General features: G+C 45.7%; 23 protein-coding genes, 1 tRNA gene and 1 pseudogene. 15 read left to right on the top strand and 10 right to left on the bottom strand.

Annotated features, from left to right (window positions below; all coding sequences use genetic code 11):
* Complete coding sequence (gene gucD / locus ACW9JV_RS17730) at window positions 1-1,449, top strand: alpha-ketoglutaric semialdehyde dehydrogenase GucD (RefSeq protein WP_457336901.1); 1,449 nt, start codon at window positions 1-3, stop codon at window positions 1,447-1,449.
* A 235-nt stretch (window positions 1,450-1,684) separates the two neighbouring features.
* Here the strand turns inward: gucD and ACW9JV_RS17725 are convergent, their stop codons facing one another.
* Complete coding sequence (locus tag ACW9JV_RS17725; protein WP_457336899.1) at window positions 1,685-1,861, bottom strand: hypothetical protein; 177 nt, start codon at window positions 1,859-1,861, stop codon at window positions 1,685-1,687.
* A gap of 86 nt (window positions 1,862-1,947) precedes the next feature.
* Between ACW9JV_RS17725 and ACW9JV_RS17720 the strand changes: the two genes are divergently transcribed.
* From ACW9JV_RS17720 to ACW9JV_RS17695, 6 genes are all read left to right on the top strand, one after another.
* Window positions 1,948-2,787, top strand: coding sequence for an alpha/beta hydrolase family protein (locus ACW9JV_RS17720; protein ID WP_457336897.1), 840 nt, complete (start codon window positions 1,948-1,950; stop codon window positions 2,785-2,787).
* A gap of 105 nt (window positions 2,788-2,892) precedes the next feature.
* A complete protein-coding gene (locus ACW9JV_RS17715; RefSeq protein ID WP_457336895.1) occupies window positions 2,893-3,567 on the top strand; it encodes a response regulator transcription factor in 675 nt (224 codons plus the stop codon).
* Entirely contained in the window at window positions 3,564-4,901 is a 1,338-nt protein-coding gene (locus ACW9JV_RS17710; protein ID WP_457336893.1) for an ATP-binding protein, read from the top strand. The genes ACW9JV_RS17715 and ACW9JV_RS17710 overlap by 4 nt, the downstream gene beginning before the upstream one ends.
* 135 nt (window positions 4,902-5,036) lie before the next feature.
* A complete protein-coding gene (locus ACW9JV_RS17705) occupies window positions 5,037-5,216 on the top strand; it encodes a Mas-related G-protein coupled receptor member D (RefSeq protein WP_457336891.1) in 180 nt (59 codons plus the stop codon).
* 474 nt (window positions 5,217-5,690) lie between these two features.
* Window positions 5,691-6,365 carry an O-methyltransferase gene (locus ACW9JV_RS17700; protein WP_457336889.1) on the top strand — a complete coding sequence of 225 codons (675 nt, stop codon included), beginning with the start codon at window positions 5,691-5,693 and terminating at the stop codon, window positions 6,363-6,365.
* Between the two features lie 119 nt (window positions 6,366-6,484).
* Window positions 6,485-7,018 (top strand): hypothetical protein, encoded by a 534-nt coding sequence (locus ACW9JV_RS17695; protein WP_457336887.1) that lies wholly within the window; start codon window positions 6,485-6,487, stop codon window positions 7,016-7,018.
* A 121-nt stretch (window positions 7,019-7,139) separates the two neighbouring features.
* On the opposite strand, the gene ACW9JV_RS17690 is transcribed toward ACW9JV_RS17695, so the two are convergent.
* Window positions 7,140-8,396, bottom strand: a complete 1,257-nt coding sequence (locus tag ACW9JV_RS17690; protein ID WP_457336885.1) for a cytochrome P450 — start codon at window positions 8,394-8,396, stop codon at window positions 7,140-7,142.
* A gap of 138 nt (window positions 8,397-8,534) precedes the next feature.
* Between ACW9JV_RS17690 and fdhF the strand changes: the two genes are divergently transcribed.
* The 3 genes from fdhF to ACW9JV_RS17675 are packed head-to-tail and all read left to right on the top strand — an operon-like array spanning window position 8,535 to window position 12,235.
* Window positions 8,535-11,525: a formate dehydrogenase subunit alpha gene (gene fdhF, locus ACW9JV_RS17685; protein ID WP_457336883.1), complete on the top strand. Its 2,991-nt coding sequence runs from the start codon at window positions 8,535-8,537 to the stop codon at window positions 11,523-11,525.
* Window positions 11,500-11,994 carry a DUF1641 domain-containing protein gene (locus ACW9JV_RS17680; protein WP_457336881.1) on the top strand — a complete coding sequence of 165 codons (495 nt, stop codon included), beginning with the start codon at window positions 11,500-11,502 and terminating at the stop codon, window positions 11,992-11,994. The genes fdhF and ACW9JV_RS17680 overlap by 26 nt, the downstream gene beginning before the upstream one ends.
* Window positions 11,995-11,998: 4 nt before the next feature.
* Window positions 11,999-12,235, top strand: coding sequence for a hypothetical protein (locus ACW9JV_RS17675; protein ID WP_457336879.1), 237 nt, complete (start codon window positions 11,999-12,001; stop codon window positions 12,233-12,235).
* 311 nt (window positions 12,236-12,546) lie between these two features.
* Here the strand turns inward: ACW9JV_RS17675 and ACW9JV_RS17670 are convergent, their stop codons facing one another.
* Together ACW9JV_RS17670 and ACW9JV_RS17665 are read right to left on the bottom strand one after the other, a co-directional pair.
* Window positions 12,547-13,806, bottom strand: a complete 1,260-nt coding sequence (locus ACW9JV_RS17670) for an L-lactate MFS transporter (protein WP_457336878.1) — start codon at window positions 13,804-13,806, stop codon at window positions 12,547-12,549.
* 109 nt (window positions 13,807-13,915) lie between these two features.
* Entirely contained in the window at window positions 13,916-14,290 is a 375-nt protein-coding gene (locus ACW9JV_RS17665) for a hypothetical protein (protein WP_457336876.1), read from the bottom strand.
* A gap of 122 nt (window positions 14,291-14,412) precedes the next feature.
* Here ACW9JV_RS17665 and ACW9JV_RS17660 point away from each other — a divergent pair, with 122 nt between their 5' ends.
* Complete coding sequence (locus ACW9JV_RS17660) at window positions 14,413-14,616, top strand: hypothetical protein (protein ID WP_457336874.1); 204 nt, start codon at window positions 14,413-14,415, stop codon at window positions 14,614-14,616.
* Window positions 14,617-14,629: 13 nt separating this feature from the next.
* On the opposite strand, the gene ACW9JV_RS17655 is transcribed toward ACW9JV_RS17660, so the two are convergent.
* The 5 genes from ACW9JV_RS17655 to ACW9JV_RS17635 all read right to left on the bottom strand — a co-directional run bounded on the left by ACW9JV_RS17655 (window position 14,630) and on the right by ACW9JV_RS17635 (window position 16,241).
* On the bottom strand, window positions 14,630-14,944 hold the full coding sequence (locus ACW9JV_RS17655; protein ID WP_457336872.1) for a hypothetical protein: 315 nt from the start codon (window positions 14,942-14,944) through the stop codon (window positions 14,630-14,632).
* 120 nt (window positions 14,945-15,064) lie between these two features.
* The gene (locus tag ACW9JV_RS17650) at window positions 15,065-15,238 is read right to left on the bottom strand and encodes a YvrJ family protein (protein WP_457337247.1); all 174 of its coding nucleotides are present in this window, start codon (window positions 15,236-15,238) and stop codon (window positions 15,065-15,067) included.
* A complete protein-coding gene (locus tag ACW9JV_RS17645; RefSeq protein WP_457336870.1) occupies window positions 15,238-15,426 on the bottom strand; it encodes a hypothetical protein in 189 nt (62 codons plus the stop codon). Before ACW9JV_RS17645 ends, ACW9JV_RS17650 begins: the two co-directional genes overlap by 1 nt.
* A 37-nt stretch (window positions 15,427-15,463) precedes the next feature.
* Complete coding sequence (locus tag ACW9JV_RS17640) at window positions 15,464-15,712, bottom strand: hypothetical protein (protein WP_457336868.1); 249 nt, start codon at window positions 15,710-15,712, stop codon at window positions 15,464-15,466.
* Window positions 15,705-16,241 carry a sigma factor-like helix-turn-helix DNA-binding protein gene (locus ACW9JV_RS17635; RefSeq protein ID WP_457336866.1) on the bottom strand — a complete coding sequence of 179 codons (537 nt, stop codon included), beginning with the start codon at window positions 16,239-16,241 and terminating at the stop codon, window positions 15,705-15,707. Before ACW9JV_RS17635 ends, ACW9JV_RS17640 begins: the two co-directional genes overlap by 8 nt.
* A gap of 191 nt (window positions 16,242-16,432) precedes the next feature.
* Here ACW9JV_RS17635 and ACW9JV_RS17630 point away from each other — a divergent pair, with 191 nt between their 5' ends.
* The 4 genes and pseudogenes from ACW9JV_RS17630 to ACW9JV_RS17615 all read left to right on the top strand — a co-directional run.
* The gene (locus tag ACW9JV_RS17630; protein ID WP_457336864.1) at window positions 16,433-16,684 is read left to right on the top strand and encodes a glutaredoxin family protein; all 252 of its coding nucleotides are present in this window, start codon (window positions 16,433-16,435) and stop codon (window positions 16,682-16,684) included.
* 58 nt (window positions 16,685-16,742) lie between these two features.
* A tRNA-Cys gene (locus ACW9JV_RS17625) sits at window positions 16,743-16,816 on the top strand.
* A gap of 105 nt (window positions 16,817-16,921) precedes the next feature.
* Window positions 16,922-17,584 carry a hypothetical protein gene (locus tag ACW9JV_RS17620; RefSeq protein WP_457336862.1) on the top strand — a complete coding sequence of 221 codons (663 nt, stop codon included), beginning with the start codon at window positions 16,922-16,924 and terminating at the stop codon, window positions 17,582-17,584.
* 118 nt (window positions 17,585-17,702) lie between these two features.
* Window positions 17,703-17,909: pseudogene (locus ACW9JV_RS17615) on the top strand (IS30 family transposase); the annotation flags it as partial.
* A 57-nt stretch (window positions 17,910-17,966) separates the two neighbouring features.
* Here the strand turns inward: ACW9JV_RS17615 and ACW9JV_RS17610 are convergent.
* Complete coding sequence (locus tag ACW9JV_RS17610; protein ID WP_457336860.1) at window positions 17,967-18,284, bottom strand: hypothetical protein; 318 nt, start codon at window positions 18,282-18,284, stop codon at window positions 17,967-17,969.
* Window positions 18,285-19,055: the final 771 nt, after the last annotated feature.

The raw sequence follows: 19,055 nt of genomic DNA, 5'->3' as shown, positions 1-19,055 counted from the left end.
ATGACAACTTTTAAAAATTTCATTAACGGAGAATGGAAAGCATCAACGTCACAGGAGACGATCGCAAGTATGAATCCGGCAGATGCAGAAGAAACGGTAGGAAAGGTACAGAAATCAGCCAAAGAAGATCTGGATGCAGCTGTTGCCGCAGCCGATAAGGCAAAAACAGCATGGAAAAAGATCGGCGCCCCCGCCCGCGGCAATTATCTCTACAAAGCGGCGGACGCGCTTGAAGCCCGTGCGGCTGAAGTAGCAGAGACGATGACGAAAGAAATGGGGAAAACGTTTCCGGAGGCAAAAGGGGAAACGATGCGCGGCGTAGCGATTCTGCGGTATTACGCAGGTGAAGGGATGCGCGAAGTCGGCGATGTGATTCCTTCCACGGATAAAGACGCCCTGATGTTTACCACCCGTGCCCCGCTCGGGGTGGTCGGCGTCATCACCCCGTGGAACTTCCCGGTGGCGATTCCGGTATGGAAAACGGCTCCGGCGCTCATCTATGGCAACACGGTAGTTCTGAAGCCGGCAAGTGAAGCGGCAGTGACAGCAGCGAAAGTGGTGGAATGTCTCGCGGAAGCAGGATTTCCTGACGGTGTCCTGAACTTTGTACCTGGATCCGGATCGGTGATCGGCCAGGGTCTTGCGGAGCACCCGGATGTAGCCGGGATTACGTTCACCGGTTCGGACACAATCGGTAAACAGGTCGGCCAGAGTGCGCTTGCCCGCGGCGCGAAATACCAGCTCGAAATGGGCGGGAAAAACCCTGTTATTGTCGGGAAAGATGCCGATCTGGAGCTGGCAGCGGAGGCCACCATCAGCGGCGGTCTGAAATCCACCGGGCAGAAATGCACGGCCACCAGCCGGGTAATTGTGGAAGCAGACGTCTATGAAGAATTTAAAAATATCCTGATCGAAAAAGTGAAAAAGATTACCGTCGGCGACGGCATGGAGCAGGGAACCTGGATGGGACCGTGCTCTAGTGAAGGCCAGCTCGATAACGTACTTTCCTATATTGAAAAAGGCAAAGCGGAAGGAGCTGATCTCATTCACGGGGGGAACCGCCTGCAAGAGAACGGTCTTGATAAAGGCTTTTTCGTGGAACCTACGGTCTTTGACGGAGTGACGACCGATATGACGATCGCGCAGGAAGAAATTTTCGGACCGGTGCTGGCGTTGATGAAAGTGGATTCGATGGAAGAAGCGATCGACCTTGCCAATGATGTAGAGTTTGGTCTCAGTGCCTCGATTTTTACGACCAACATCCAGAACATGCTTGATTTTATGGACGACATCGAAGCCGGTCTTGTGCGTGTAAACGCAGAAAGCGCCGGTGTTGAGCTGCAGGCGCCGTTCGGCGGCATGAAGAAATCGAGCTCTCATTCCCGCGAGCAGGGTGAAGCCGCTAAAGAATTCTTCACCGCTGTTAAAACGGTGTTTGTGAAAGGGTAGAAAGAAGCATCGTCTCTTTCGTTTTATGGACATTCTCTTATTGGGAATGTCCTTTATCATTTAAAAGGAGACACAATGAAGAAGACATGCAGGCAAAGTGTCTTTAATCAAGATATAATAGACAGTTTCACCGGCAGACATCTGCAAAATGGCTATAACCGTCATTTACTGGACATTTGCCGGGACAAACAGATTGAAAACCGACAGATGCAATGCATCCTGCCGGGTGCCCTTTTTATAATCGATTTCCGTCTTCATCGGTTTCCACAATCTCTTCTTCAAGCGGGAGGTCATTTCCGTGCTCTTCTTCGATCTCCCCATCTTCCGTTCCTTCAGTAAAAGGATCCGCGACCTGTTCCTGCGGGGTCGGAAAGTCTGCGCTGTCCTGCGGTGTTTTTCTTGGAGGCCTCATGCGGCATCTTCCTTTCTTTTTCCCTTAGGGTAGGCAGAAGGTGAAAAAAATATGTGATACGATACAAGAAAGGAGGAGATGCGAAAATGGCAGCAACCAAGCAGCAGCCGTTTACGATAGACCTTGGCCGTGATTTGTTTATCCGAGGGAATGTGCATGCCCCGGCAGAACGGACGAAACAGCCGGTGGTTATGATCTGTCACGGGTTTAAGGGCCATAAGGATTGGAACTTTTTCCCCTATATGGCAGAAGAGCTGGCAGCAAACGGATATTACGCCGTACGTTTCAACTTTTCCTGCAATGGCGTGGATCAGGAAGATTTTGATGAACTCGACAAATTCGCGGTAAATACGTATACGCGGGAGCTGAAAGATCTGGAAGCGCTGCTTCAGGCAGCAAAAGACGGGGACCTTCCGTATTCGGATATGTTCGATACGGACCGCACAGGCATTGTCGGGCACAGCCGGGGCGGTGCGACGAGCATTATTTTTGCTTCCGGACACCCGGAAGTCAAAGCAGTCGTCACCTGGAACGGTGTCGCTGATGTGGATTTTCTCGGGGAGGAACTGAAACAGGAAATCCGTGAAAAAGGTGTCGGGTACATTGCGAATAAACGTACCAGCCAGGATATGCCGATCAAAGCCAACCTGCTGGAGGATATCGAAGCGAACAGAGAACAGTTTGACATTCCGCGCAGAATAAACGAGATGCACGCATCCCTGCATATCATTCAGGGAGATGCTGACGGCAGCTGGCTGCAGGAAGGCGCTGAAAAAATGCGCGATGCCGCATCCGAACATTCCCTCACTATCATCGAAGGCGGTACCCATACCTTCAATGCCGCCCACCCTATGGAGCATGTCCCGCGCGAACTTGAACAGGCGATGGAGAAAACGAGAGACGTCTTGAATCATCATTTAAGGTAGAATCCGCCTCCCCCTTAAAATAATGGCGGGAAGACCTATTCCAATTATTTCCGATTTGTGTTAAAAGGAAGAAGAATAGCATTTCGACAGAAGGGGGAGGCACTGGTGGGAAATCATATTTTATATGTGGAAGATGACAAGGAAATAGCCGATTTGGTCATACAAGATCTTCATGACAAAGGGTATGAATGCACGTGGTTACGGTCAGGGCAGCAGCTCGATGCTCACCTGCATAAAACGGACCTTTTACTGCTGGATATTATGCTTCCGGGTCTGGACGGCTTCACGTTAGGGAAGCGGATACGCGGACAATACAGCAGTCTTCCGATTCTTTGTTTAACCGCCCGGACCACTATTGAAGATAAGTTGACCGGTTTTCGATTTGCTGATGATTATCTGACGAAACCGTTCCATCCGGAAGAATTGCTGGTGCGCATTGATATTCTGTTGAAGCGGTATGACAAAGTCACGTTGGATACCCTGACACTACAGCACCTGAGCATTGATTTAAGCGCTCATCACATTGTCAATACAGAGACGGGAAGAGAAATCATCCTGACGGAGAAACAATTTAAAATCTTTCACTACCTCCTGAAAAACGCGAATCACATTTTAACGAAAGAACAGATTTATTCGAATGTATGGCAGGAACCATACATCGAAGGGGATAAAACGTTAACCGTTCATATCCGCTATTTGCGGCAGAAACTCGAAAAAGATCCACAGAACCCTGAAATTATTGAAACGATCCGCGGGTTGGGATACAGGGTGAGACGGTGAAGTTATCAACGAAATACATACTGATCATTCTGTTGGCTGTTTTAATCTTTCCCGTCTCGTTTTTAGGTGTTAATTTTGTGTACTATCTTGTCATTATGCAGCTGGCTGATTTTTCACCGGAAGAATATTATGATCCGGAAGAAATAGAGGAAACATGGGCCCGGGAGGTCGATGCTCTGGAAGGAGGGACTACGCAGGACGTCACATCATCATTACGTAATATGGAAAATTATCCGGATTCGGTTATCTTTTGGGTGGAGGATAACGGCCAATTACTGATGTCAAACGACCCCTCGGAGAATGGGAGCGGGGAGTGGAATGTATCCAGCCTTATTCAGTATATGGAGGAGGACAGTGGCGGAGAGTACTTCACGACTTCGGCCTATTTGGAGGGAGCAGAGGACAGCGGTTATGCGTTTTTGCAGGTTCCTTCTTCCTATTTAGAAACGAATATTGGAGTGGGGCAGTATCAATATTCTACAATTTGGTTCATTGCCATAGGGTCTTTCTGGTTTTTGTTTATTTATATTTCCTGGCTGTTTTTTAATCGAACGAGAAAACGCCTGGTAAGAATGCAGGAAAAAATGGAAATCAATGAAAACCAGCTTATCCCGTCCAGAATGAAAATAGAAAAAGAGGACGAAATAGGGCAGTTGGAACATTCGTTTAACCAAATGGTCGAACAGTTAAACGAAAGCCATGAGAAAGAAAAACAGGAAGCGCTGATTCGGAAGCGTCTCATTTCGAGCTTATCGCATGATTTACGGACACCGCTGTCTATCATGAACGGCCATGTACACAAACTGAATCAGTATGACTTAAAGGAAGATATGGCAGAATCGGTGCACGTTATCAATGAAAAGATCGTTTTTCTTTCGGAACTGATCGATAACCTTTCCTCGTTCACAGTATTAAGTGAGGGAAAACTGCCGATGAACAGGCAGTGGAAGGATATCGCAGCACTCGTCCGCTCTTCTTTGATCGCGTGGTATCCAGTCCTTGAAGAGCAGGATTTCGAGATGGATGTAGAGTTACAGGAGCCTATTCACTGGAATGTGGATGAAATATGGTTTCGAAGAATTTTGGATAACCTCCTCCAGAATGTCCTGCGTCATGCGGCGGAAGGAAAATATGTCTCCGTAAGGACGGAAAAAGAAACATCGATGCTGAAAATCCAGGACCGGGGAAAAGGAATGCACAACCCCTCCGGGAAAAGCGGCGCCGGCATCGGTTTATCTATTGTCGACATGATGCTGGAGCAGATGGAGCTCGAAAAAAGAGTATCCACCGGCAGCAGTGGTACTACAATCACCATTTTCCCGAAAGAGAACTGACTTTCTTTCATTAGGAAGTCAGTTTTTTACATGAGCCGGCAGTCATTTTTAACCTGATTTTAACCTCACGTACTCCTTCGATTTAACCTTCGCCAGCTACAATGGCAGTAAATCGAAGGGAGAGTGTAAAAAAACATGGAACAAATCGTTTTTATCATTGCAATGATTTCATTGGGCAGTGCGCTGGTACTGTTTATCGGTAGTATCTTAAACGATGGTATGACTGGAATACGCCGGTGTGCGAAATGGTTAACAGGATTATTTGTTGTTTATGTTGTCATGTATGCGATCTATCTCTCTTTTCAGTTTGTCTGAGAGGGATCGTTCTCTGACATGCATGTTGTTATCAACTAATTTCTATTAATGCTGTTATCCCCACAAAAAGAAGTGGACTCAAAATCATAAATACACCTGGGATCATTAAAAAACGATTATGTATTGCATTGGCAATGAGCACAGCGCTCAGACCACTAACGAACGTTATCATGACGGTAACCATAAAACCGTAATCAATAAAAGCGTAATAATAGGAAGCCGCCCCGCATATGAGGATGAACCAATAAAAGAAAAGGTAAACATGTTTCCCTTTCATTTAAACACTCCATTTCTTACTATAGATTCTTTTACTATTATACATTCCATAAGATAAATGGTGAATTAATCATATTTTGTAAATTTGGCGTGCCGGTCCGTTCATTTTTGCTATACCAGGTGGAAGGAGATTGCAGCTGGCTGATCGAAGAAATACAGGGTGTTTTTATGTTATGAACAGGAAGGGGCACGTGTATCATGTCATCACGGGAAGAGTGGAAAGCCATTGACCGCTATCTGACGGAAGCACTAGGCATTGGAGATGCAGAAATGGAAGCGGTCCGACGGCGAAGTGCAGAGGAGGGACTGCCTTCCATTGAAGTTGCCCCGAACCAGGGAAAACTGCTGCAGCTCTATGCCCAGATGTGTGGAGCGGAAAACATTCTTGAAATCGGCACGCTGGGCGGCTATAGCACGTTGTGGATGGCTGGTGCGCTCTCGGCGGACGGAAGACTGGTTACTCTGGAGGCGGATGCCCATCATGCCGCCACCGCCCGCGCCCATTTTCAACGAGCCGGGTTCGACCACCTGATTGAACTGAGGGAGGGACCAGCACTGGATACACTGCCGGAGCTTGAGAACGACACGTTTGATTTTATTTTCATCGATGCGGATAAGGAGAACACGCCGTCGTATTTCGAGTGGGCGCTCCGCTTATCCCGGAAAGGCACGGTGATCGTCTGCGATAACGTCGTCCGCCGCGGCGCAGTAGCGGATGCGAAGCGGGAAAGTGCCGGCAATACCGGCATACGGCGCTTTTTTGAGCTGGCAGCAGAAGATCCTCGTGTGAACGCGACCGCTTTCCAGACCGTCGGCGAAAAGGGACATGACGGCATGGCCGTTATGGTCGTTACCGAAGACATTCGTGGTTAAAGAACGTTGAAGTTTTCGATGAAAAAGCGGCTGTTAGGCAGCGTCGGCACCTGGTTGGTCAAAGGTAAGACTTGAGCACCCCCATTTTTATGAAACAGGAAGCTGCTGTGAGGGATATAATGAAAAGAAACGTACGTAAATCGGAGAAGCTGTTGATCACCGGATTGAGTTTTATATTTTTATTTATGATAACACAAGACCTGGTTCCTTTAGGGGCATTAAATGATGTTCAGGCCATTTCTGCGGATCGTTCTACAGGAGAAATAATTACTGTTACGCTCGTTGGGGCAGGGCAAATATTACTATTAATGGGAATGGCTTTGTTTTTCATCGGAAAACATTACCCTCTCTTGGTTAAACTATGGTTGATTATTCACCAAAGTTTTATTTTCAGTGGAGCTTTAATAGATTGGTGGATTCCATATTTCTCGGGGTATGGGGCAGAACAAAGGATGGAGAGATACGATAATATGTTTGGTAATACCCATTCCTTTCTACCCGTTATTAACGGGATTGTGCCTAATACCCTCCATGTGCTTTTTCATTCTACACTGTTAGCTTGTATTATTGTCACCACATATATCAGCGTCACCGACAAGAAAAATGCAGGGAGTGTGGAAGAAGAAAAGAATATAAAAGCAAAGGCCCGCTGAATGTATGCCCCTTCTTATATCCCGCATGTTAGAGAATAGTCAGCTATGTCATCTCCCCTTTTTGGTTTAGATGAACCAAAAGGAGAGACACGGTGCTGATGGTCACTGAAGATATCGTTGATTAAAGAACCTTGACATTTTTAATGACGAAACGGCTTTTTGGAAGCGTCGGTATTCTTGCCATATCATAACTCACATCCTGCGGCGGTACATCGTATGTCAAGCGCTTGGTTAAGAACTCCATGCTTGTCTTCATAAGCATGACCGTAATCCACTCTCCTGCACAGCGGTGGCCGGTATAATGATCGCCGCCGCCCTGCGGGATAAAAGAAAATGGATGTCCTTCCCAGCCCCGGAACCGTTCCGGACGAAACACTTCAGGCTCTTCCCAGAGCTCCGGGTGGTGATTCGTTCCGTAAATATCCATGATAACAAGCGTTCCTTTTTTTAAGCGGCATTCATTCCAGAGAAAATCTTTGCGCACGACGGCGCCGGTAAATGGGGCGAATGGGTAATAACGCCGGAGTTCCTGGACAAACATCCGGGTGTACTCCTCATTGCCCGTGCTGCGCAGTTTTTCTTCGACGGCCGGATATTCGTGAAGAGCCAGGGCTCCAAACATGATGAAGCGCCCGATGGCAACAATCGGCCGCAGCACATTGATCAGTTCGACCGCGGCAGTAGAGGTATCCAATTTCCTGCCATTTCGTTCCGTGTGCATCGCGATAACATAAGCTGCCGTATAAGCCGGTGGTGTCAGCTTCCCGGAACGTATCTCTTTTATAATCTGCTGTACCCACTTCTCACAACTTTTCCTCGCTTTTTTACCGCGTTTATAGCGGGTTCCTATACCACCGAATGCATCGATCATTTCACTGAATTCCCTTGTGCGCTGTTTTACTTCGTTTTCCGGCAGTGGAACACCTGTCCACTCGCAGGCTGCCCGGCACATGATTTCCTCTGCTTCATCAAACAGGACGATGGCAGCCATGCCTTCCCATGCCTTAGCTTTTCTTTTCCAATGAGCGAGAGCTATGTCATCCAGTTCCTGCAGCCGGTCCGGTGTCATAAGGGACAGAAACATCCTTTTTCTGTGTTTATGATCCTCACCATCCATGCCTTGTACGCCGTTCTGTCCGAATAATGTTTTCTTCACCCGCTTCGGCGCGGCTTCCTTCCGCTGAAAGAAGTTGTTGTCATAAAACACGCCTGCCGCCTCTTTTCCGCTCAGGCAGATGGCTTTCTGTCCCATTATCCGTGTCTGAAAGATGTTTGACTGAAATTGTTCACGCCGGTTTGAGATGAAGTGAAATCCTTCCGCCAACAAGTTAATTGTATGGTCTATTCCAGGTTCTTTCGGAATACGGTTATGGGTCATTCAGACACCCTCTTTTCTTTATTATTCTATAAAAAAGGATACCACCTAACGGTAATTTTTAATCTTCTGTACATAGTTATACAAACACTTCCATCTGTGCATAACTATAGTAGATGTCAATAGTTATAGGTGGTGGATATGAAAGAAGAACAGGTGACCTTTCATTTTAATGGAGGAGAAATAACAGCAGGATCCGGGAAGACGATATTTGAAGCGTGCCGGGACAGTGGTTTGTATATGCCTGGAATCTGTTCGGGCCAGCCGGATCTCGGTGTTGGTGTTATTCAGACATGTGATACGTGTTATGTCGAAGTGGACGGAGAATTGCAGCGGTCCTGTACAACCGAAGCGGCGTCCGGTATGAAAGTGAAGTCTGAATCGGAGAAAGCAAAGGCGGCGCAGCTGGAAGGGATGTCGCAGATTCTCAAGAACCACGAACTGTACTGTACGGTGTGCGATAATAACAATGGCAACTGTGAAATACACAATACAGCGGAATACTTACAGGTGGACCATCAGAAATATGACTTTACCCCGAAGCCGTATCCTCCGGACAATTCCCACCCCAATTATCGATATGAACCGGATCAATGCATTCTATGCGGGCTGTGTGTGGAAGCCTGCCAGGATCTGCAGGTGAGCGAGGTACTGACGATTGACTGGGAACGTCAGGAACCCAGGGTGATCTGGGATAACGATGTGCCGATTGATGAATCATCGTGCGTGTCGTGCGGGCACTGCGTCACGGTCTGCCCGTGCAATGCGTTGATGGAAAAATCAATGCTCGGCGAAGCGGGCTATATGACGAACATACCACAAAACGTACTGGAGCCGATGATCGATGTGACAAAAGAGGTGGAGCCGGGCTATCAGGGGATTTTCACGATTTCCAACGTGGAAGCGTCGATGCGTAAAGACCGGATAGACCGGACGAAAACGGTTTGCACCTACTGTGGGGTGGGGTGCAGTTTTGAGGTCTGGACGAAAGACCGGGACATTCTGAAAATCCAGCCGCAGCCGGATGCCCCGGCGAATGGTATTTCCACCTGCGTGAAGGGAAAATTCGGCTGGGATTTTGTGAACAGTGACGAAAGACTGACAACTCCGCTGATACGAAAAGGAGAATCCTTTGAGGAAGCCACGTGGGAGGAAGCGCTGTCGCTGATCGCGGACACCTTTTTATCCATCAAAGAAAAAGAAGGATCCGATGCACTTGGTTTTATTTCCTCCTCGAAATGCTCGAACGAGGAAAATTTCCTGTTTCAGAAGCTGGCACGGTCGGTTTTTCAGACCAACAACGTCGATAACTGTTCCAGGTACTGCCAGACCCCCGCTTCGGCCGGACTGATGCGTACGGTTGGAATCGGCGGCGATTCCGGAACGATCAAAGATATTGAGAAAGCGGAGCTGGTTATTGTTGTCGGAGCCAATCCAGCCGAATCCCACCCTGTCCTTGCCACCCGGATCAAGCGGGCCCATAAGCTGGACGATCAGAAATTAGTGGTGGCGGATCTGCGCAAAAATGAACTGGCGGACCGGGCCGATGTTCATCTCCATCCGGAGCCGGGAACGGACCTTGTCTGGTTATCAGCGGTTACCAAATATATCATCGACGAGGGATGGGAAGACGAAACATTTTTACAGGAACGGGTGAATGATGTTGATGAATATAAAGCATCGCTGAAGGACTTCACGCTGGAGTACGCGGAGCAGATAACCGGTATTTCCCAGGAGTGTCTTATTCAGCTTGCGGAAATGATTCACAGCTCCAGTGGCACCTGCATCCTGTGGGCGATGGGCGTGACCCAGCACATCGGGGGCACGGATACGAGCACCGCGATTGCGAATCTGCTGCTGGTAACAGGGAATTTCGGTAAAACAGGAACGGGGGCTTATCCGCTGCGCGGCCATAATAACGTGCAGGGAGCGAGTGATTTCGGTACAATGCCGAATTTCTTCCCCGGTTATGAAAGCGTAGAGAGCGAGGACATCCGCAGCCGTTATGAAAAAGCATGGGGGACCAAACTGCCGGAAACTCCGGGGCTGAATAACCATGAAATCGTGGAGGCCATCTATGACAGCGACGTCAAAGGCATGTACCTTTTTGGCGAAGAAATGGGGTTGGTCGACTCCAATATTAATTATGTGCATGACGCCTTTGAGAAGCTGGAGTTTTTCGTCGTGCAGGATATCTTTTTCTCAAAAACAGCCCAATATGCAGATGTGGTTCTGCCGGCGGCACCGAGTCTGGAAAAGGAAGGGACATTCACAAACACCGAGCGTAGGATTCAACGTTTTCACAAAGTGATGGAACCGCTCGGCAGCAGCAGGCCGGACTGGCAGATATTTCAGGATCTGGCGGAGGTGTGCGGCGCGTCATGGACCTATGACAGCCCTGCGGATATCATGGACGAAGCAGCTTCGCTTGCTCCCGTTTTTGCCGGTGTGAGTTATGAAAGGCTGGAAGACTGGGAAAGCCTCGTCTGGCCGGTGGATCAGGACGGCAAAGATTATCCGCTGCTGTATAAAGATTCCTTTGGGTTTCCGGACGGTAAGGCCAGACTGCATCCGGTGGAATGGAGCGAACCGTATGAAGCAGGAGAAGAGTATGATCTTCATTTGAACAACGGCCGGATTCTCGAACAGTTTCATGAAGGCAACATGACCAACAAGGCAGAAGGGATTAAGCATAAAGCGCCGAATCCGTGGCTGGAGGTTTCTCATGAACTTGCCAAAGATCGGGGCATACAAACCGGTGCGCTTGTGCGGCTGGAATCCCCTTACGGCAAAGTGAAAGTGAGGGTACTTGTCACGGATCGTGTGCAGGGCAGAGAGTTGTATCTGCCGATGAATACGGTGGAAGAAATCAAAGCGGTCAACAAACTGACGAGCAGCTATCACGATAAAGATACCCATACCCCGAATTACAAAGAGATGCAGGTGAAAATGGTGGTATTGGAAGCCGATGGGGAATCCCCGCTTCCGTCGGTTAATTTCCGTTTCGGGAATCCTCAGCCCCAGATGGGGGTAGAGGTAGAAGAAAAATGGAAACGCGACGATTTCACTTCGGTTCCGGAAGTGGTGGAGAAGGAGGGTATCATCGATGGCGAAAGCGATCACGCAAATTAACGTTCAGGAAAAAACAGAAGAAGAACGCAAAAAACAGATTCATCAGGATATGCTCGATCAGATAGCGGACAATCAGGAGTCGATCCGGACCACTCTCGACATTATAGAGGAACTGCAGCAGGCCGGTGTCCTTGATATGGCAAAAGGGCTGCTGCGGATGCGGGAGGAGATCGGATCGATCAGCATCGATAAAGTCAATGAGCCCGGTATGCATCACTTGATCAAAAATGGATTCCATGCCATTGCGTTCATCGAAAAGCTGGATCCAAAAGATATCGAACAAATCATGGAAGGTACCGTGCAGGGACTGGACCATCTCTCGAAGGAAACAGAAAAGGGGGAACCGGTCGGCGTATGGGGACTGCTGAAAATGATGCGGGACCCGCACGTGATGACGGCCCTTTCTGCGATGGGGGCTTTTCTGCATGGGTTTGGAGAGGGAATGGAACGCAAAGAGGAATCGAGGTGAGAGGATGGTCACACGAACGATATCGATTGCGGCTATATCAGATGACGATAAAGCACGTCTGGCTGAAACACTGTATGACGTGTGGGGGGTGAGAAAAGCAGACATTCACCCGGCGCAGGGAGAGGTACTGGTGTCACTTGATGAAGATGCCGGGTCCTGGATAGATGTGGAACAGGCCGTCCGGGACAGCGGTTTGGAGGTAAAAGGATACCGCAGCCCTTCTGATCATGAAACAAGGTAAAATCAAGAAAGAGTCTGAGACAAAACTCTAAAATGAATGAAAAATTCCGAACGATTTCCTTAAGGAAATCGTTCGGAATTTTTGTTTTGCATTACGCACCGCTTCGTCAAAACACTTCGCTTTCCGTGGGCACTGCTCGATCCTCCTCGGAAGAAAAACCCTTCCTGCGGGGTATCGAGACTCGTGCTGTTCCCATAGGAGTCTACGTGTTTTGACTACGCTATAGGAGCGCTTCTTAACCTGGATTTTTAAATGTTCGGTTTTCACCAATGTTATTCCCTTTTGTCCCAGTCTCTTTCTGATGTAAGAGCTCACTGCGGGGACGGTTCCGGATTGGCGGGCTCCTGTTTTTCCTCCCGCACTTTGGAAATGTTCCACTTCATGATGAAGGAAAGAACGAGGGCGGACAACAGAAAGCCGATAAAAACGAAAAACGTTGTCGAGTACGTCCCGGTCCATTCATATACAGTGGATACAATCATAGGTCCGACAACACCTGCGATCGACCACGATGTTAACAGGTATCCGTGAATCGCTCCGAGCTGTTTTGTTCCAAAAAGGTCACCGATAAAAGCAGGAAGACAGGCAAATCCTCCCCCATAGCAGGACACAATGAGATATAGAAGAATCGAAAACAGGAGCACACTGCTTATATAGGGAAGCAGAAAAAAGGCGGCTGTCTGGATAATGAAAAACAGCAGAAACGTGTTTGCGCGCCCGGTATAATCAGAAGCAGAGGCCCATACAATCCTCCCGCCTCCGTTAAACAGTCCCATGATACCAACGATAGTAGCCGCCGTCGCAGCGGTAGCCCCGGTGATTTCCTGGGTCATGGGAGCGGCCACCGACAACAGCATAATGCCGGCGGAAATATTGATAAACATCATCCCCCACAGCAGCCAGAAACGGAGGGTTTTTACGGCATCATTGGCTTTCAGCGAGGCCAGATCGTCTTCTCCTTTATCTTCCTCTTCAGCAGCTGCCCCGTCCGGCGTCCACCCTTCAGGGGGCTTTGCGATGTAAAGCCCGCCGCACAGCATGAGAAGAAAATAGGCGCTTCCGAGAATATAAAAGGTGGCCGGGATGCTCAGCGTATTCATGAGCTGGTTTGCAACCGGACTTGTAATCAGGGCGCCGGCTCCAAATCCCATCACCGCCATTCCTGTAGCAAGGCCGCGGCGGTCCGGGAACCATTTGACGAGTGTGGAGACGGGGGCAATGTAGCCGAAACCGAGCCCTAATCCGCCGATAACACCGAAAAACGCTAAAAACGTAAGGTAACTTTCCATATAGACCCCGAGGCCCGCACCGGCCGTACCGATGCCGAACAATACCGCGGCAATGAGTGCGGAGATGCTTGGCCCCCTTTTTTCCACAAACTTTCCGAAAAACGCTGCGGAAAGACCGAGAATGAAAATAGCAATGGTGAACGCCAGCGACACATCCGTTTTTTCCCAGCCGAGGGCATTGTTCAGTGGGTTCTGGTACACGCTGTAAGCATAGATGGAACCAATCGATAAATGGATGGCGATCGCGGACAGGGCGATCAGCCACCTGTTTTTCTGTGTCAATCGTATCTCTCCTTTTTTGGTTAGTATGGACGAAAAAGAAGAGAACCATGAACAATTATTTCTAATGCATGGTGAGACAGCCGGTTTGATGCTCCGGCTGTCTCACAACTCATCCACTTCCTTCCTGGCGTGCTTTTAACAGGTCAATGGCTGATTCCAGGTACATCACGTAGGCTCCTTCTTCTTCCTCTTCCACATTGCCTGGAATGATGCGCTGAAGCCGTTCAAAATTATCGATAATCATGTAACGATCTGTATTTCTGTTTGTCAGTACATTATCAAGCCAATCCGTGTAATCCAGGAAAAAATCAATATTATCCATTTCGTATGTCGTTTCCAGATGATCAAGATGGGAGATGTTTTCCTGTTTCAGCCTTTCCAGTTCACCTTCGCTGTCTTCGAGATCTTCCACCAAGTCAGGAAATGCATCGTAGATTTCGCCAACAACATCGCGGACAATCACTTCTCTTGCCATATCATTCATTGCTTTGTCACAACCTTCCACGTCCTGTGTTTATTAAATGTAACATATGTACCGGAGCCGGTGTAAGAAACCAGTCCGCTGTGGTATGATCGTAAAAATAAAAAACGGAAGAGGGTCAGTGGATGTTTTTGTATCAGATGGATGAATGCACAACGTTGAAAATGCTCGATATGCAGGATACAGAGGCACTATTTTCTCTTACCCGTGAGTATGCCGGTGCCGGAGAGCTGAAAACATGGCTGCCCTGGGTGGAGGATACGACAAAGCCTGCCGACACGAAAGCTTTTATCGGGTCGGCGATGCAGCCATGCGAGATGTTTTTTTGATCATAGCGATGCATCAGCTGCGGTTGTATCGCTCCAATCTGATGCGCTGGGAAATGTTTTCTGCGGTGTCGACGCGCCCCTGCCAGTAGGTCAGAGCTTCGCTGTTTTCTTCGGCATCGGTAAGCTGCTGCACTTTTTCTTTTGCTTCCTGTCTTTCTTTTTGAATCAAACGGCTGATGTCGGCGGCGTCTACATTCGGTTTTGTTCCTGGTGCGGGGACTGTACGCTGCATGCCTGCACGCTCCTTTTTTGTTTTACGTCGTTTTAGTATCGTCTTTATGCTATGTACCGGCCCCGGAGCGTAGCGACGGGGCATCATTGCAGTCACGATTAAACCTCCTTATTCTGTTTCTGGTTTTTGAGAGGCCCGGGGCAGGTCTGGTTGTATAAAAAAAAGAACCGACAGCTTTAGAAAAGCCGATCGGTTTAGGATTTTCACTTGAATATTTTATTTGCGTTTTTGTTTCCCATAAACGTGCATTTCACAATGATTCGTTGTATTTCGGGTTTCTTCATGAATGACACAAATAAGCATATTAATTTTTCGTTCCAATCGAAATAACACATATACTGTAACAGCAATGGGAAAGCCTACTCTATTTACGATCTCAAGATAGTCCATCATTCATCGTCTCCATGATGAGTTGTGCAAAAATCTTGAATCGTATTCGCTGCTCGTTGTACATGTAATAGCGTATCATAAAGCAGTGCTTTTTCTTCTGTGGTTAATTGGTCATTCTTCAACATAGTCGAAATCGTAGAACTTAAACATCGACAACCGCACAGACAGTCAAACACTTCTTGATTCAAATAATCACACTCCTCACGTATTGTGCTCCGGATTCTATTATTCCGTACGCAGATAGTTTGATATATCAGGGATTTCCGCCCATTTATATTGCAGAGCAAGTATAATGACTTTAATTTTTAGTTCCTGTTCCAAGTCCGGCCGTTCTTCTGGGTTGGTTTGAAGGATGGCTTTTTTGATTTTAGGTTCAAAACGCTGGATCATTAATGCCATATCGCTTGCACTTTGCTCAGGTTCGTAATTCTGAATATTCTCAACCATCGTTGTTATAGATTTAATATCACTCATCATAATACCTCCTTAACTGAACAAATGCTCTTTTTTTGATCCTGGAGATAGACTGTTGAGACTGTTCAAATAGTTGGCCAATTTCTCCGTCCGTATAGCCGTAAACAAATGATAACGATAAGACATCTTGTTGTTTCGGCGTCAAAGTTATCCAGGCTTTATAAAGATTTTTAGAAGATAAGTGGTTCTCTAGTGATAAACCATTGCTTTCTTCATCTGAAGAAAGCAAGTCTTTAGGTGTGCCGCCCTCTTCCATAGGTTGATCCAACCATACCTGGTTTCTTTCAGAAAAAAGACGTGTTTTTTTATCAAAGTTAACAGCCGTGTAATGAATCGATTTTGACATATAAGCAACAAGTCTTTGTTCCTGCACGAATTGATAAAATTTTGACTGTAAGAGGGCTTTTTTAAACGTTGTAGGATGAAGAATATACTCCCGAAATAGATGCTCGTACTCCTCTTTCTTAATAAATGCTGTCCAGTGAGATTCAAAAGGAAGTTTTGAACGATAAGAACAATAGATTTTCATAGAATCTCTCCTTTTAGCGAACGTGTGTTCTAAAGCAAATTACCACAATTACCTAAATTTTTCAAATAGCAATCTATGAAGTAAAGACAAAAAGATTATTTCAATAACAACCCTTAAAATTTATTTTTCTGGTTGTATTTTGGTTTGTTCTTTCTTCTTTGCTAAATAGAAACGATGAAAGGAGGTAGGAAATGAGTGGAAATAAAGAAGTGACGGTTTACATTCAGGAGACGTGTATTCATTGTCACCGGCAGCTGGAATGGATGAATCAAAACAACATTGAGTTTGAGAAGAAAGATGTGTCCCTGGAAAAGAACAAAGAAGAATTCATCGACCTGGGTGGCCGAGGAACACCTTATACGATCGTGACAGATCAAAATGGAAACCAGGAGAAGATTCAAGGATTTCAACGTGAACAATTAGAAAACCTCATTCTTTTTTAACGAGGGTTGTTATTTTCCGCCCTGTTCTTTCTTTACCGGGTGAACCTTGAAAGAACAGGGCGATGTAGCCAAGAGGCAAGGCGGAGGTCTGCAAAACCTTGAACCCCGGTTCGAATCCGGGCATCGCCTCCAAAAAACGGGGAAGGAGAAGGTCCATGAAATAGAGAGAGACTAATAATTATAAAAATAATAATATTGTAAATATTCTATATGAAAAATTAGGGGTGAAAGTAAAGTATGAAAAATATTTTAACAGGTCAAGAAAAGACGCAGTTAACTAAACAAGCGAATCAAAATGTTGAGTTTAAACTTCTACTACAATTAATTTCTCAAGAAAAGCAGCTTAAACTAAACAATAAATCTATTGAAACTTCCGAAATCAATAAGGGACATTATTCCATTGAAATGTTAAAAATGAATTTGGATCAAAATTTTGATTTATACTTTGTCAAATCAGATAGAGGAAATCATAGTTTTGTAAAAAACATTTACCAAAAGGATACTAATGTTTTTATTGAAGCTTATGAAATTGAAAATGGGGAATTAACAAAGGTGTATAATCAACAATACGCAAAAGAACAATATGATGAAATTCAAAAAAATTCAGCAGATAATGTGAGTATTGCAAACCAAAGTCAAGATGGAAAGGTTACTATTTCAGCTGTTCCATGTCTTTATGGCAACTGGTGTGGGCCAGGTTGCAGCGGTCCAGAAGCTCCAATCAGTGAGGTTGATACTTGTTGTATGGAACATGATAACTGTTATGCAGAAGAAGGTTATTTCGACTGTGGTTGTGATGAAGATATTCTTCAATGCCTTGCACCATACTATTACCAAGGTAGTGAATGGGCTATCCTCATTACTAATTATTTTCTCGAACAGTATGACATTAACTGTTAATATAAAAATGGGTTAAAAACAATTCATTTATTGAAATTCTAGAAAATATCTCTCCAAGTTGTTACCCCCAAAAGTTGTAGCGAAAACTAACTTTTGGGGGTAACTGTCATCTCCCTCTCCTTATAATTCTAACGAAAGAGACGCGATTGAACGTCATACAACGGGTTAATCCGATGGTTTATACCAAAAGGAAAGACCATCGATGACCTGGATGATACAAGCATTGCTTAGGCGAAGAACTGGTGCAACACCCTTCCCCACAAAATCCTGGGGGTATCAATCTCCCAATGACCGGTATGAACGTAAATCGACCAGTATTATATAATGGTAAATAATGGAATTTCAGGGGGTGTTGCATTAATTATTGTCATTCAAGGGTAGATTAATTAAACAAAGACTCAACAGCTGTACCCCAGTAGTAAAAAAAAGGGGGGAAAAATAATATGACCATTATCAGGTTGCCGTATAAACCTATTTTTCCTACCGCTAAAATGTACTTAGCGTTTTCTTTCTTTAAAATTCCCAATATGCCAAAAATAAGCCCCAAAATATAACCACCATACATAGGTATGAATTCTGAGTCAAAAATTTCTATTTTGAAAGGGGAACTTAAAAAAATAATATTTAATAGTAATAAAATAAACGAGACGACTTTGTAAAACCTGAACAATAAACTAAATAAATCTTTACCAAACATCATATCATATATTCCTCCAAGAACTAATGATGTGTAACACAGATCTCACATTTTTGTGTGGCAAACACAGGTGATATAGGTAGCACTTATATCTCCACTGGTATTTTTTGGATGTAGTGCGCGAAACATGCGCTCTTGTTTTATGAAAAATACAGAATCTCTTATATCTCTAATAAAGGTTATGAAAACGGAAACGGAGAGGAATTCGTACTTTGCATCATCTCTACTTGGAGATGATACGAAAAAAAAACTACAGTTGCTCGAGATACGGTAACGCTAATGTATAGTAGGTCCTGGGAATGTATCTTCCAAGTTCTTTAACACGCCGTTAAATTATTTCTATCAAAGTTATAATTCCTATAAAAATAAATGAACTTACGAACAGAAAAACACCCAGTATGATTAAAAAGCGATTTTTAATAGCATTTGCAATGAGAATAGCTCCTAGACCACTAGCAAACGTTATCATTACAGTAACCCCAAAACCATATTCAATAAAAGCGTAATAATAGGAAGCTAATCTAATGATAATCAAAATCCAATAGGTAATAAGTAAAAACCATTTTTGATTCTAATCAGCATACACATGTATTATAGTAAACCCCCTACATTTTGCAAAACACTAACCAAACATTTGTTATTTTTACACAATTAACAGGGAAGAGCCGCTTTTTTATTTAAGTGAATTTTTGCTTTCTTCTTTCGCGTTTTATAGTTTCGAACAAGTCGGCGGGTTTTTTCGCGATCTTCTTTTGGTTGATGAGGGTAGGCATA

The organism is Salibacterium sp. K-3 (assembly GCF_054052005.1).
The sequence above is the reverse complement of the archived record's forward strand: the minus strand, read 5'-3'. Positions and strand labels throughout refer to the sequence as shown.